General features: G+C 39.8%; 11 protein-coding genes and 2 pseudogenes. 10 read left to right on the top strand and 3 right to left on the bottom strand.

Going from position 1 to position 13,901, the window contains the following annotated elements:
- Nucleotide 1: 1 nt before the first annotated feature.
- Entirely contained in the window at nucleotides 2–883 is an 882-nt protein-coding gene (purU, locus tag AYS37_RS07595; RefSeq protein WP_000889136.1) for a formyltetrahydrofolate deformylase, read from the top strand.
- Nucleotides 884–3,351 (top strand): annotated as a pseudogene (locus AYS37_RS08855) (hypothetical protein). It abuts the gene before it with no gap.
- Nucleotides 3,352–3,564: 213 nt separating this feature from the next.
- Here the strand turns inward: AYS37_RS08855 and aapA3 are convergent.
- Together aapA3 and hpnL are read right to left on the bottom strand one after the other, a co-directional pair.
- On the bottom strand, nucleotides 3,565–3,657 hold the full coding sequence (gene aapA3, locus AYS37_RS09100) for a type I toxin-antitoxin system toxin AapA3 (protein ID WP_000681134.1): 93 nt from the start codon (nucleotides 3,655–3,657) through the stop codon (nucleotides 3,565–3,567).
- Nucleotides 3,658–3,981: 324 nt separating this feature from the next.
- Nucleotides 3,982–4,242 carry a nickel-binding protein HpnL gene (gene hpnL, locus AYS37_RS07610; protein ID WP_078260801.1) on the bottom strand — a complete coding sequence of 87 codons (261 nt, stop codon included), beginning with the start codon at nucleotides 4,240–4,242 and terminating at the stop codon, nucleotides 3,982–3,984.
- A gap of 262 nt (nucleotides 4,243–4,504) precedes the next feature.
- Here hpnL and rsmA point away from each other — a divergent pair, with 262 nt between their 5' ends.
- The 6 genes and pseudogenes from rsmA to AYS37_RS08860 all read left to right on the top strand — a co-directional run bounded on the left by rsmA (nucleotide 4,505) and on the right by AYS37_RS08860 (nucleotide 9,949).
- Nucleotides 4,505–5,320: a 16S rRNA (adenine(1518)-N(6)/adenine(1519)-N(6))-dimethyltransferase RsmA gene (gene rsmA / locus AYS37_RS07615; protein ID WP_000259470.1), complete on the top strand. Its 816-nt coding sequence runs from the start codon at nucleotides 4,505–4,507 to the stop codon at nucleotides 5,318–5,320.
- A gap of 50 nt (nucleotides 5,321–5,370) precedes the next feature.
- On the top strand, nucleotides 5,371–7,443 hold the full coding sequence (locus AYS37_RS07620) for a ribonuclease J (RefSeq protein WP_000131662.1): 2,073 nt from the start codon (nucleotides 5,371–5,373) through the stop codon (nucleotides 7,441–7,443).
- A complete protein-coding gene (locus AYS37_RS07625; RefSeq protein WP_001121934.1) occupies nucleotides 7,427–8,416 on the top strand; it encodes a KpsF/GutQ family sugar-phosphate isomerase in 990 nt (329 codons plus the stop codon). Before AYS37_RS07620 ends, AYS37_RS07625 begins: the two co-directional genes overlap by 17 nt.
- On the top strand, nucleotides 8,413–9,486 hold the full coding sequence (gene rlmN, locus AYS37_RS07630) for a dual-specificity RNA methyltransferase RlmN (RefSeq protein ID WP_000647758.1): 1,074 nt from the start codon (nucleotides 8,413–8,415) through the stop codon (nucleotides 9,484–9,486). The genes AYS37_RS07625 and rlmN overlap by 4 nt, the downstream gene beginning before the upstream one ends.
- Before the next feature lie 195 nt (nucleotides 9,487–9,681).
- Nucleotides 9,682–9,801, top strand: a pseudogene (locus AYS37_RS09080) (hypothetical protein); the annotation flags it as partial.
- Nucleotides 9,752–9,949, top strand: coding sequence for a hypothetical protein (locus tag AYS37_RS08860; RefSeq protein ID WP_241209039.1), 198 nt, complete (start codon nucleotides 9,752–9,754; stop codon nucleotides 9,947–9,949). The pseudogene AYS37_RS09080 and the gene AYS37_RS08860, both read left to right, overlap by 50 nt.
- Before the next feature lie 177 nt (nucleotides 9,950–10,126).
- Here the strand turns inward: AYS37_RS08860 and AYS37_RS07640 are convergent, their stop codons facing one another.
- Nucleotides 10,127–10,747, bottom strand: coding sequence for a hypothetical protein (locus AYS37_RS07640; protein ID WP_000671826.1), 621 nt, complete (start codon nucleotides 10,745–10,747; stop codon nucleotides 10,127–10,129).
- 101 nt (nucleotides 10,748–10,848) lie between these two features.
- Here AYS37_RS07640 and AYS37_RS07645 point away from each other — a divergent pair, with 101 nt between their 5' ends.
- Both AYS37_RS07645 and ileS read left to right on the top strand, forming a co-directional pair.
- Nucleotides 10,849–11,103, top strand: coding sequence for an RNA-binding S4 domain-containing protein (locus AYS37_RS07645; protein ID WP_001217162.1), 255 nt, complete (start codon nucleotides 10,849–10,851; stop codon nucleotides 11,101–11,103).
- Between the two features lie 24 nt (nucleotides 11,104–11,127).
- Nucleotides 11,128–13,890, top strand: coding sequence for an isoleucine--tRNA ligase (gene ileS, locus AYS37_RS07650; RefSeq protein ID WP_000666269.1), 2,763 nt, complete (start codon nucleotides 11,128–11,130; stop codon nucleotides 13,888–13,890).
- The last annotated feature ends 11 nt before the right edge of the window (nucleotides 13,891–13,901 follow it).

Consider the following 13,901-nt stretch of genomic DNA (forward strand, 5'->3'; position numbering starts at 1 on the left):
GATGTTAGAATTTATTTTAAAAATTCAAGCTAGAGACTCTAAAGGCTTGGTGAGCGCAATAAGTAGTACTATCGCTAACAAGGGCTATAACATCGTCAAAAACGATGAATTTGTTGATCCCTTAAAACAGCGCTTTTTCATGCGGCTAAAAATCCAAAAAGAAATGAAGCCCTTGAATACTGAAATTAAAGAGCAAGAAGAGCGATCCTTAAAAACCGCTCTTTTTAAAGCCTTAGAAAACTTTAACGAGTTATTGATTGAAGTCATTTTAACGCATAAAAAAAACATCATTTTACTCGCTACTAAAGAGAGCCACTGCTTAGGGGATTTGCTTTTAAGGGTGTATGGGGGGGAATTGAACGCTCAAATTTTAGGCGTTATTTCCAACCACGAGATTTTACGCCCTTTAGTGGAAAAATTTGACATCCCTTATTTTTACGCGCCTTGTGTTGATCAAATTTTGCATGAAAAAGAAGTTTTAGCGATCATTAAAGACCTGGAATTAAAACACAAAGTGAGCGCGGATCTGCTCGTTTTAGCCAAATACATGCGTATTTTAAGCCATGATTTTACGAAGCGCTATGAAAATCAGATCTTAAATATCCATCATAGTTTCTTGCCCGCATTCATTGGGGCTAACCCTTACCAGCAAGCGTTTGAAAGGGGCGTGAAAGTCATTGGGGCCACGGCGCATTTTGTGAATGAAAGCCTTGATGCCGGGCCAATTATCATACAAGACACTCTGCCCATTAACCACAATTACAGCGTGGAAAAAATGCGCCTAGCGGGTAAGGATATAGAAAAACTGGTTTTGGCTAGGGCTTTAAAACTGGTTTTAGAAGATCGGGTGTTTGTGCATGAAAACAAAACGGTGGTGTTTTGAATGCTTTTAGATTTCAGTAACCTCAATGAAGAACCCCTAAAATCTAGCGTAGCCAAAGCCTTTTTTGAAAACTTTGACTTTAGCGGAGATAAAATTGATTTTATCATCACTTACAGCCATAAGAACAAAGGCAAGCCTTTATGGATTGAGCCGATTTTATGGGCTGAGGGCAAAAAAGGTAAAAGCGAGCTTTTTAAGTCTTTAGCCCAACTCATTCTAACCATAGGTAAGCATAAGTTTTATACGCATTTCCCCCCACCATATTTAGGGGCGTTTGATGCGTTTAGTTTTCTTTTTGTGGAATATCACAAACTGGATTTTATTTTTACACGAAGCGATATAGATTTTTCTGTAACTCCAAGCAACCATAACACCGAGAGTTTTAAACACCTACTCAATGAGCTTACCCCACTCTTAGAAAAAGAAGCTTTAATCTTTGATTATGAAACTCAAAATAAAGAACTCAAAGCCTTTATTAAAGATAATTTGCTCTATTCTAAACGCTCTAAAATTCCTGTAGATAAGAATAATTTCGTGCATGTGTATTTCAAATGGGTAGAACATGTTAAGCCTAGCATTTCTATTGAGTGGCAACAGGCTAAAAAACAAGGCATTTTAGACGCTGATTTTTACTTAGCGGATTTATTAAGCGAGAGTAATGAGACCATTTTGGAAAGCCTTAACACCATTTTAAAAATCAATCATTACAAATTCAATAAGAAGTTAAATAATTTTGGGGCGTTTAATTTTGATGAAACTTCATTTAACGACAAGCAAAAAGCCCACCAAACCTTTTGGAACATCTATGAACGACCACCTAAAAGAGAATTTTGGGACTACATCATAGAAAGGCGTGATTTACTGGTTTCAAATGATATTAGAGAAAGAAAGGGGGCGTTTTTCACCCCTAAGATTTGGGTAGAAAAGAGTCAAGAATATTTAGCTAAAGCTTTGGGGCAAGATTATCAAGAGGATTATATCATTTGGGATTGCGCTGGGGGGACTGGGAATTTGCTTCGAGGTTTATTGAATAAAGCGAATTTGTATCTGTCCACTTTAGATCATAACGATGTGGCGATTATTAAAGATCTGGCTGCAAAAAACCACTTAAAACTACTAGAAAACCATGTTTTCCAATTTGACTTTTTAAACGATGATTTTTATAGTGAAAAAGTGCCTAAAAGCCTACAAGAAATTTTAAAAGATAAAGAGAAGTTAAAAAAGCTCATCATTTACATCAACCCGCCTTATGCAGAAGCGGGCAACAAAGCTAAAATGAGCGGCACAGGCGAACACAAAGCCAAAGTCGCAAGAAACAACAAGACTCATGAAACCTATAAAGATTGTTTGGGGTCTGGGGCTAACGAACTTTTCGCTCAATTTTTCATGCGCATTTATAAGGAATTGGATGGTTGCATCATGGCGAGTTTTTCAAAGCTCAAATACCTTAATTCTAGCAATTTTAAAAAATTCAGAGAAGTCTTTAAAGCCAAATTTTTAGAGGGGTTTATGGTGCCTGCGGATAGCTTTGATAACGTGAAAGGGCAATTCCCCATCGGCTTTTTGGTGTGGGATACCGCTACCCCCCCCCCTTAAAACCAACCAACGCGCTCAATTTGGAAGTGTTTGACTCGCTTGGCGAATTTTTGGGGTATAAAACTTTTAAGCCGATAGTGGATAGGGTTAAGAGTATAAACGAGTGGTTTAAGATCTACAAAGATGAGCAGGATTATTTGGGTATTTTGGTTTATGATGCCCCTGATTTTTCTCACCAAAATACAAATTATTTACAAAATCATAAAGGCACAAGCCATTTACACTATGAAAATTTAACCCCCACAAACCTTCTCATCGGCGCAATCTACTTTTCCATCCGCCATTGCATCAAAGCCACATGGCAAAACGATAGGGATCAATTCTACGCCCCTTATGATGATACATGGCAAGACGATAGCGAGTTCAAAAACAATTGTTTGATTTTCATGCTTTTTCACACCCAAAACCGCATCACCACCGCTCAAGGGATCAATCATTTCATCCCCTTTAGCGAAACTGAAGTCAATGCCAAAGAAAGATATTCTAGCCATGCTTTATTAGACTTTTTAAAAGGCGAAATCAAAGAGCCTAAAAAGAGCGATAGCCTCTTTTTAAACGACAAAAAAGAAAACAAGCCCCTGAAATTCAGCCCGAGCGCTTCAAGGGTGTTTGACGCTGGCAGAGAGATTTATCGCTATTACCACTATTACCACAAACAAGATTTCGCAAATCGCCCCTATAACGCCAACGCAAGCCTTTATGACATCAAGGAATTTTTTCAAGGCCGTAATGCGCAAGGCAAATTAAATTCACCCGCTAAAGCTAAAGATGAATATTACAAACAGCTTTACGCTAACTTGCAAGACGCCCTAAAAGATCTCGCCAAAGAAATACAGCCTAAAGTCTATGAATACGGGTTTTTAAGGGAGTAGTTTTTAAGACAAATAATCAAAGAGTTAAAGCAAAGCGGTATTTTTTAAAAGCACTCTATGAGAGGATTTAGTTTTATAGAGGGGAGAATTATTTCTATCCCCTTAAAAAAATAAGTTTTATACCAAAATGACCAACGCCCCAAAAGTCAAGGACAAACCCGCTTATAAAGGAAACCCTTAAGCTTAAAAGCTTAAGGGAACGCTCTTAGAAAATCAGCGTTTCACAGAAACGATCACTTTAAGCCCTAAAAAAGCAAACTCAAAGTATAATGTTTTCCAAGAGCGTTTGCCACTTTTGTGTTTCATGGCATGCTCCTTTTGACATAGGATTTGCCCCATATCGCAACTATGGGGCGTGATGAGATTCTACAACAAACCCCTTTAAAACACCCCTAGATCGCACCAAATACGCATGGCAAAGTTTTACGCCCCATTATGACTACTCAATGAATAAGCTTATCTTTATTGGATAGAAAACAGAGCCATTTGATAACCATCAAAAGAGGGATTTTAAAAGTTTAAAAATCTAACGAAGTTAAAGGGTTGGTTTAAATGGATAAATTTACTAGATTAAAAGAAAGAGCTAAAAGCTAGGAGTAGCCCTAAGGCCGCCCCCACAAAACGCTCCAATCAATATTGTTGGTTTTGTTGTTGTGCTTTTTGTTGTTGTTGCTGGTGTGCTTGTTGTTGTTGCTGTTGTTGAGCTTGTTGCTCTGCTTGTTGTTCGGCGTGTTGCTCTGCTTGTTGTTCGGCGTGTTGCTGCGCATTATGATGGTGGTGTTCGCCGCCATAGTAATGGTGGTGGTGTGCGTGGTGATGGTGGTGGTGTTGGCTGTTAGCCTGTTGTTGTTGCTGTTGTTGCGCTTGGTGTTGTTGTTCATGGTGTGCCATGATGACTCCTTTAATTGAAATTTAAATTCTAGCTCATTGGCTAGGATTTCATTTTATAATGCAAAATCTAACCAATTATTAACGAAAAAGATTTTAATACTAATTTTTAATACGAGCGCCACGAGTGTTAATTGAAGCGTTCCTATTGTCAAAACTACCAACATCTTTGAATGAAAAAAGCTATAATAAAAAAGTTGCATTAAAAAGGAAAGACAAATCCCCTTTTTAAGGTATAATATGAGGAGTTTTAGAAGCGCTTCTTATGGTAGTAGCTAAAAAGTCTTTAGGACAGCATTTTTTGACGGACGAGTCGTTTTTAGACAGAATTGTTAATGCTTTGCCTCCCTTAAATTCGTTAAGATTAATTGAAATCGGCGTGGGGTTAGGGGATTTGACTCTCAAGTTGTTGGATCGCTATCCCTTAAAGACTTATGAGATAGACAGCAATTTGTGCGAGAAAATGCGATCAAAACTAAAGGCACAAAAAAAGCCTTTTCAATTAGAATTGGTGGAAAAAGATGCTCTTTTTTTAAAAGAAGAAGAGCCTTATTTTTTGATCTCTAATTTGCCTTATTATATCGCTACCAGGCTTGTTTTAAACGCGCTCAAAGACCCTAAATGCAGGGGCTTATTGGTGATGACGCAAAAGGAAGTGGCGCTCAAATTTTGCGCTAAAGATTCACAGAACGCTTTAAGCGTTTTAGTGCACACGATAGGGAACGCTACCCTTTTGTTTGATGTGCCGCCTAGTGCGTTTAGTCCGCCTCCAAAGGTGTTTTCTAGCGTGTTTGAAGTGATCAAAGAGTCGCTGAAAGAAAAGGCGTTGGCTTCATTAGCCCAAGCACCATTTTTTGAAGAAGCCCTACAAAAAGGGTTTGAAACATTAGAAGATTTTTTGAAAGCTTGTTTCTCATCTCCCAGGAAGACGCTTTCAAACAATCTTAAAAAAAGCGTTTCTTATAAAGAAAAGCTTGATAAGGTGTTAGATTTTCTAGCGTTAGAAAGCCAACCAACAAGCGTGAGGGCGTCTGAGGTAAAAGATTATCTCAAGCTCTTAAATTACCTTTTAAAAGGCTAATGCCTTTTTAAAAATTGAAAGATAAAAATTGAAATAAAGGAATAATCGTTATGACTGATAACAACCAAAATAATGAAAACCATGAAAACAGCAGTGAAAATTCAAAAGATCACCATGAGGTGCGAGCCGGGGCGTTTGAGCGATTCACCAACCGCAAAAAGCGTTTCAGAGAAAACGCGCAAAAAAACGCAGAGTCTTCAAACCATGAAGCGCCTTCGCACCATAAAAAAGAGCATCGCCCCAACAAAAAGCCAAACAACCACCACAAACCTAAACATGCCAAAACACGAAATTACGCCAAAGAAGAACTGGATAACAACAAAGTAGAGGGCGTTACGGAAATTTTGCATGTGAATGAGAGAGGGACTTTAGGCTTTCATAAGGAGTTAAAAAAGGGCGTTGAAGCGAATAACAAGATCCAAGTGGAGCATTTAAACCCGCATTATAAGATGAATTTAAACTCTAAAGCGAGCGTTAAAATCACGCCTTTAGGGGGATTGGGCGAGATTGGGGGGAACATGATGGTCATTGAAACCCCAAAAAGCGCGATCGTGATTGATGCGGGCATGAGCTTCCCTAAAGAAGGGCTTTTTGGCGTGGATATTTTAATCCCGGATTTTTCCTACTTGCACCAAATCAAGGACAAAATCGCCGGTATTATCATCACCCATGCCCATGAAGATCACATAGGGGCCACACCTTATTTGTTTAAAGAGTTGCAATTCCCCCTTTATGGCACGCCTTTGAGTTTGGGGTTGATCGGGAGCAAATTTGATGAACATGGTTTGAAAAAATACCGCTCGTATTTTAAAATCGTAGAAAAGCGTTGCCCCATTAGCGTGGGCGAATTTATCATTGAATGGATCCACATCACGCATTCTATCATTGACAGCAGCGCTTTGGCGATCCAAACTAAAGCGGGAACGATCATCCACACCGGCGATTTTAAAATCGATCACACTCCGGTGGATAATTTGCCCACGGATTTGTATCGTTTAGCGCACTATGGCGAAAAGGGGGTGATGCTTCTTTTAAGCGATTCCACCAACTCCCATAAATCCGGGACCACGCCGAGTGAAAGCACCATAGCACCGGCTTTTGATACCCTTTTTAAAGAAGCGCAAGGGAGGGTGATTATGAGCACTTTCTCTAGCAATATCCACCGGGTCTATCAAGCCATACAATACGGCATTAAATACAACCGCAAGATCGCTGTAATCGGGCGCTCTATGGAAAAAAACCTAGACATCGCTAGAGAATTGGGCTATATCCATTTGCCTTATCAATCTTTTATTGAAGCCAATGAAGTCGCTAAATACCCGGACAATGAAGTCTTAATCGTAACGACCGGCTCACAAGGCGAAACCATGAGCGCGCTTTATCGCATGGCGACTGATGAGCACCGCCACATTTCTATCAAACCCAACGATTTGGTCATCATTTCCGCCAAAGCCATTCCTGGCAATGAAGCGAGCGTTTCAGCGGTGTTGAATTTCTTGATCAAAAAAGAAGCCAAAGTGGCTTACCAAGAATTTGACAATATCCATGTGAGCGGGCATGCCGCCCAAGAAGAGCAAAAGCTCATGTTAAGACTCATTAAGCCTAAGTTTTTCTTACCCGTGCATGGGGAATATAACCATGTCGCGCGCCACAAACAAACCGCTATTGCTTGCGGGGTGCCTGAAAAAAACATCTATTTAATGGAAGATGGCGATCAGGTGGAGGTTGGTCCTGCGTTCATTAAAAAAGTCGGCACGATTAAAAGCGGGAAAAGCTATGTGGATAACCAAAGCAATTTGAGTATTGACACAAGCATTGTGCAGCAAAGAGAAGAAGTCGCTAGCGCCGGGGTGTTTGCGGCTACGATTTTTGTGAATAAAAACAAACAAGCGCTTTTAGAAAGCTCTCAATTTTCCAGTTTAGGGCTTGTGGGTTTCAAAGATGAAAAGCATTTGATTAAAGAAATTCAAGGGGGCTTAGAAATGTTACTAAAATCCAGCAACGCCGAAATTTTGAATAACCCTAAAAAATTAGAAGATCACACTCGTAATTTCATCAGAAAAGCGCTCTTTAAAAAGTTTAGAAAATACCCGGCTATCATTTGTCATGCCCATTCTTTTTGATTGTAACGCTACCGCTATACAAGTTTTAAAAGATGAAGCGAGTGCGCTTTTAGAAAGCGTTGGACAATTCCAAGAACCTAACGATTTGGAAGCGATTGTCAAGCTCATTTTAAAAAGCCAAGAAAAGGGGGGTAAGCTTGTGATAGTGGGCGTGGGTAAGAGCGCTTTAGTGGCACAAAAAATCGTTGCTTCCATGCTAAGCACCGGTAACAGGAGCGCGTTTTTACACCCCACAGAAGCCATGCATGGGGATTTGGGCATGGTGGAAAAAAACGATGTGATTTTAATGATTAGCTATGGGGGCGAGTCTTTGGAATTGTTGAATCTGGTGAGCCATTTAAAACGCTTAAGCCATAAAATCATCACTTTCACCAAAAGCCCTAATAGCTCGCTCTCTAAACTTGGCGATTATTATTTGAGCTTGAAAATCAAAAAAGAAGCTTGTCCGATCAACACCGCTCCAACGACTTCCACCACTCTAACCTTAGCGTTAGGCGATGTTTTAATGGCATGCTTGATGCGAGCGAAAAACTTCAGCCAAGAAGATTTTGCCTCCTTTCATCCGGGCGGGCTTTTGGGCAGAAAGCTTTTTGTCAAGGTTAAAGATTTATTGCAAACCACGAACCTCCCCCTAATCGCCCCTAGCACAAGTTTTAAAGACGCGCTCATAGAAATGAGTGAAAAACGCCTAGGCAGCGCGATTTTAGTCAATGACAACAACGAGCTTGTGGGGGTGTTAAGCGATGGCGATGTCCGTAGGGCACTATTAAAAGGGCTTAGCTTGGAAAGTGAGGTGAGGCATTTTGCCACTTTAAAGCCTAAAAGCTTTAAGAATTTGGACGCTCTTCTTTTAGAAGCATTAGAATTTTTAGAGCGCCATAAGATCCAGCTTTTAGTGTGCGTAGATGATCATAATAAGGTTTTAGGGGTCTTGCACTTGCACCAACTTTTAGAATTAGGGCTTAAAGCATGAAAGCTAGCATTTATGATTTCACTCTAAAGGAATTGGGCCAGCTTTTAAAACCAAGCTTTAGGGCTAAACAGCTTTATTTGTGGCTCTATGCGAAGTATAAAACAAGCTTTAAAGACATGCAAAATAATTTTTCAAAAGATTTTATCGCTTATTTGGAACAAGAATTTACTTTGCGCACGATAGAAATCACGCATGTGAGAAAGAGCGTTGATGGCTCTAAAAAATACCTTTTTAAATCTTTAAGAGACAATCACACTTTTGAAGCGGTGTTGTTGAAAATGAAAGACAAAAAGATTGATGAAGAGACAAACGCTATTTTAGAGGGGGAAAAATACACCGTGTGCGTGTCTTGTCAAATCGGCTGTCAAGTGGGTTGCTCGTTTTGTTTCACTCAAAAAGGCGGTTTTGTAAGGAACTTAAAAGCGAGCGAGATCATCCAGCAAGCCCTACTCATTAAAGAAGACAATAACCTCCCCATTGAAAAAGCGCTCAACATTGTTTTTATGGGAATGGGCGAGCCTTTGAACAATTTAGATGAGGTGTGTAAAGCGATTGAAATTTTCAATACTGGCATGCAAATTTCGCCTAAAAGAATCACGATTTCCACGAGCGGCGTAGCCGATAAAATCCCTATTTTAGCGGGCAAAAATTTAGGCGTGCAATTAGCCATATCCTTACACGCCGTAGATGACAAAACGCGCTCGTCTTTAATGCCCTTGAATAAAAAATACAACATTGAATGCGTTTTGAATGAAGTGAGGAAATGGCCTTTAGAGCAACGCAAAAGAGTGATGTTTGAATACCTTTTGATCAAAGATTTAAACGATAGCCTGGATTGCGCTAAAAAACTTTTAAAACTTTTAAACGGCATTAAATCCAAAGTGAATTTGATTTTATTCAACCCGCATGAAGGCTCTAAATTTGAACGCCCCAGTTTAGAGAGCGCTAGAATGTTTGCGGATTTTTTAAACTCCAAAGGCTTATTATGCACCATTAGAGAATCTAAAGCTTTGGATATTGAAGCGGCTTGTGGGCAATTGAGGGAGAAAAAACTCTCTCAGCAAATTTGAAAACTTTTTTGTGGTGTTTGTCTTTTTTCTAATAGGGGGCGTTGGTTTTAGTCAAGCGATAATTCAAAATTTAGGGGATATGGATTAAAAATTAGTGCTAAATTTTCTTTCATTAACAATTAATTAGATTTTATATTGTAGAATAAAATCCTAGCCAGTGAGCTAGAGTTTAAATTTTTAATCAAAGGAGTCATCATGGCACACCATGAAGAACAACACGGCGGGCACCACCACCACCATCACCACACACACCACCACCACTATCATGGCGGTGAACACCACCATCACCATCACAGCTCTCATCATGAAGAAGGTTGTTGCAGCACTAGCGATAGTCATCATCAAGAAGAAGGTTGCTGCCACGGGCATCACGAGTAATATCGGTGTGGCTAGGGGCAACTTGACTAGGGTTGTCTCTAGCTTTGACCTTAAGATACAATCATTCCATTCTAACCCATTCTAATCAAACCCATTAAATCCAATCCAACCACCGCAACACGCTTGATTTTTATTTTTACAAACATTTATTAATGTTAAAAATACTCATCAATGCCTATAAAAAGTAATTTTTTATTTAATAATATTGTTAAGACTTTTTAATATTTTAATACCAACGCTCCATAAAATAAAGCCTTGCGTTTTATCGTTCCAACCCCCATGCGTCTTTAAAAGAAGCGTTTTTAAGCTTTAAATTCAAGCTCCCTTCAATCCATTGGGTATTAGCCCCCTTTTCGTTATTGTCAAACAAGAACACCCCTAAAAGGCCTCTAGGGGTTTTAATCAGGCTCAATTCCACGCTAGGAAGAATGATCCTGCTGTCAGGTTTGACTTCAAAGGCTAGGAAAAAAGGGCGGTTGTTTTTGAAATCATAGCCATTTTTAGTGTATGAATAGCCAGGAGCGCTCTGCAAGATGCCTTTTTGAGTTTCCACGCTAAAAGAATCCAAGTAATAAAACCCAGGATCTAGCTTGAACGATTGGACTTTGGCTAAAGCGTAGCGGTTTTTCCATAAAAGCATGAAGCGCTCACTCCCTAGCATGAATAAAGGCCCTCTAGGGTCTTTGAGCTTTGCTTTAGGGTTTTTTTCAAGCACTTCATTGTGTTTGGCGATAACTCCTCTATCCACTTTACGCCAATAAGTGCGCACGCTTTGGCCCTGATGCGCGATATAAAGATTCACCAAACCAGAATGATGGCCTTTAGGGGGCAAGCAAGAGGCTAATAAAAGAGCGGCTAACAAACTCACAATTTGAAACTTCAAACAAATTCCTTAAAAAGAGTGGTGGCTGAATGCTAACATGCTAAAACTAAAACCCTAATAAGTTATGGATAAAAACTTAAAGAATAGGGTAAAATAAACGCATGCGAATAGACAAATTTTTACAATCAGTGGGTTTAGTGAAGCGGCGCGTTTTAGCGACAGATATGTGCAATGTAGGGGCGGTGTGGCTTAATGGGAGTTGCGCTAAGGCTAGTAAAGAAGTGAAAATTGGCGATGTGATTAGCTTGCACTATTTAAAGGGGATAGAAGAATACACGATTTTACAAATCCCCACTTTAAAAAATGTGCCACGAAAAGACACACACCTTTATATCGCTCCTAAAACAAAAAAATAAAGATAAAAGACTAAGGATCAATCAGTGAAAGAATACAAAGACACCCTAAACTTAAACACAACCACCTTTTCTATGAAAGGGAATTTGAGCGTTAATGAGCCTAAAACTTACGCTAAATGGCAAGAACAGCAAGCGTTCAAACGCATGCAAGCTAGGAAAGATAACCATGGGGATTTCACTTTGCATGACGGGCCGCCTTATGCGAACGGGCATTTGCATTTAGGGCATGCCTTAAACAAAATTTTAAAAGACATTGTCGTTAAAAGAGAATATTTTAAGGGGAAGAAAATCTATTACACGCCCGGTTGGGATTGCCATGGTTTGCCCATTGAGCAGCAAATTTTAGAGCGATTAGAAAAAGAAAAAACAAGCCTAGAAAACCCCACGCTGTTTAGAGAAAAGTGCCGAGATCATGCGAAAAAATTTTTAGAAATCCAAAAGAATGAATTTTTGCAATTAGGCGTTTTGGGGGATTTTGAAGATCCTTATAAAACCATGGATTTTAAATTTGAAGCGAGCATTTATAGGGCTTTAGTGGAAGTGGCTAAAAAAGGGCTTTTGAAAGAGCGCCATAAGCCTATTTATTGGAGTTATGCATGCGAGAGCGCTTTAGCGGAAGCTGAAGTGGAATACAAGACGAAAAAATCGCCCTCCATTTTCGTGGCGTTTGGTTTGAAAAAGGAGAGTTTAGAAAAATTAAAAGTCAAAAAAGCGAGCTTAGTGATTTGGACGACCACGCCTTGGACTTTGTATGCGAATGTGGCGATCGCTTTGAAAAAAGACGCTGTTTATGCGCTCACCCAAAAAGGCTATTTAGTCGCTAAAGCCTTGCATGAAAAATTAGCCGCTTTAGGGGTGGTGGATAATGCGATCACGCATGAATTCAATTCCAATGATTTAGAATACTTGAAAGCGACCAATCCTTTAAACCAAAGAGATTCCCTAATCACTCTAGGAGAGCATGTCGGTTTAGAAGATGGCACAGGAGCCGTGCATACCGCACCTGGGCATGGTGAAGAGGACTACTATTTAGGCTTAAAATACCATTTAGAAGTGTTAATGTCCGTAGATGAAAAGGGTTGCTATGATGAGGGCATTATCCATAACCAACTATTAGATGAAAGCTATCTGGGCGAGCATGTTTTTAAGGCTCAAAAACGCATTATAGAGCAATTGGGCGATTCTTTATTGCTAGAGCAAGAGATTGAGCATTCCTACCCGCATTGCTGGAGGACGCACAAGCCTGTGATTTACAGAGCGACCACGCAATGGTTTATTTTAATGGATGAGCCTTTTACCCAAAATAATGGCTCTCAAAAAACCTTAAGAGAAGTGGCTTTAGATGCGATTGAAAAGGTGGAATTTGTGCCAAGCAGCGGGAAAAACCGCCTAAAAACCATGATAGAAAACCGTCCTGATTGGTGCTTGAGCCGGCAAAGAAAATGGGGCGTGCCACTGGCCTTTTTCATAGACAAACGCACGAATAAGCCTTGTTTTGAAAGCGAAGTTTTAGAGCATGTGGCGAATCTTTTTGAGAAAAAAGGCTGTGATGTGTGGTGGGAGTCTAGCGTAAAAGATTTATTACCCCCTAATTATCAAGATAACGCCAAGCATTATGAGAAAATCATGCACATTTTAGACGTGTGGTTTGATAGCGGTAGCACCTTTAAGGCGGTTTTAGAAGACTATCATGGAGAAAAAGGGCAAAGCCCTAGCGATGTGATCTTAGAAGGGAGCGATCAGCATAGGGGGTGGTTTCAAAGCTCGCTTTTAATCGGTTGTGTTTTAAATAATCAAGCCCCTTTTAAAAAGGTCATTACGCATGGCTTCATTGTAGATGAAAAGGGCGAGAAAATGAGCAAATCTAAGGGCAATGTGGTGTCTTTGGATAACTTACTCAAAAAGCATGGGAGCGATGTGGTGCGTTTGTGGGTAGCGTTTAATGACTATCAAAACGATTTGAGGGTCTCTCAAACCTTCTTCATTCAAACAGAACAGCATTATAAGAAATTCCGCAACACCCTTAAATTCTTACTCGCCAATTTTAGCGATATGGATCTTAAGAATTTAGAACGCTCCCATGACTTTAGCCCTTTAGATCATTTTATATTAGAGGCTTTAGAAACAACAAGCGCTGGAGTCAATAGCGCGTTTGAAGAGCATGACTTTGTGAAGGGCTTGAATATTTTAATGGCGTTTGTTACCAATGAATTGAGCGGGATTTATTTAGACGCTTGTAAGGATAGCTTGTATTGCGATAGCAAAAATAATGAAAAACGCCAAGCCATTCAAATGGTCTTACTCGCTGTGGCCAGTCAATTGTGCTACTTTTTAGCCCCGATTTTAACGCACACGATTGAAGAAGTTTTAGAGCATAGCCAGGTGCTTTGCGCGTTTTTACAAGCCAAAGATGTGTTTGATTTGAGAGGCATTAATATTTTAGAAAAACTCCACCTTAAAGAGTTTAAAAAGCCAGAAAATTTTGAAGCCGTTTTAGCCTTGCGTTCTGCCTTTAATGAAGAGTTAGACCGCTTGAAAAAAGAAGGCGTCATTAAAAATTCGTTGGAATGCGCTATTGAAGTAAAAGAAAAAGCGTTGCGTGAAAATTTAGTAGAAGAATTGCTGATGGTAAGCTTTGTAGGGGTTGCAAAAGAAAGATTAAGCGAAACGCCAGCATTCACGCTCTTTAAGGCCCCCTTTTATAAATGCCCCAGGTGTTGGCGTTTCAAAAGCGAGCTAGAAAACACCCCTTGCAAGCGCTGCGAAGAGGTTTTAAAAGAGCGATGATAAAAGGATAG

Source organism: Helicobacter pylori NQ4053 (assembly GCF_000274605.1).
Classification (GTDB): domain Bacteria; phylum Campylobacterota; class Campylobacteria; order Campylobacterales; family Helicobacteraceae; genus Helicobacter; species Helicobacter pylori_CV.

What these genes read in the sequence shown, in the direction of transcription:
- purU (WP_000889136.1), top strand. Translation starts at nt 2, where the DNA reads ATGTTAGAATTTATTTTAAAAATTCAAGCTAGAGACTCTAAAGGCTTG.
- aapA3 (WP_000681134.1), bottom strand. Translation starts at nt 3,657, where the DNA reads ATGAAACACAAAAGTGGCAAACGCTCTTGGAAAACATTATACTTTGAG.
- hpnL (WP_078260801.1), bottom strand. Translation starts at nt 4,242, where the DNA reads ATGGCACACCATGAACAACAACACCAAGCGCAACAACAGCAACAACAA.
- rsmA (WP_000259470.1), top strand. Translation starts at nt 4,505, where the DNA reads ATGGTAGTAGCTAAAAAGTCTTTAGGACAGCATTTTTTGACGGACGAG.
- AYS37_RS07620 (WP_000131662.1), top strand. Translation starts at nt 5,371, where the DNA reads ATGACTGATAACAACCAAAATAATGAAAACCATGAAAACAGCAGTGAA.
- AYS37_RS07625 (WP_001121934.1), top strand. Translation starts at nt 7,427, where the DNA reads ATGCCCATTCTTTTTGATTGTAACGCTACCGCTATACAAGTTTTAAAA.
- rlmN (WP_000647758.1), top strand. Translation starts at nt 8,413, where the DNA reads ATGAAAGCTAGCATTTATGATTTCACTCTAAAGGAATTGGGCCAGCTT.
- AYS37_RS08860 (WP_241209039.1), top strand. Translation starts at nt 9,752, where the DNA reads ATGGCGGTGAACACCACCATCACCATCACAGCTCTCATCATGAAGAAG.
- AYS37_RS07645 (WP_001217162.1), top strand. Translation starts at nt 10,849, where the DNA reads ATGCGAATAGACAAATTTTTACAATCAGTGGGTTTAGTGAAGCGGCGC.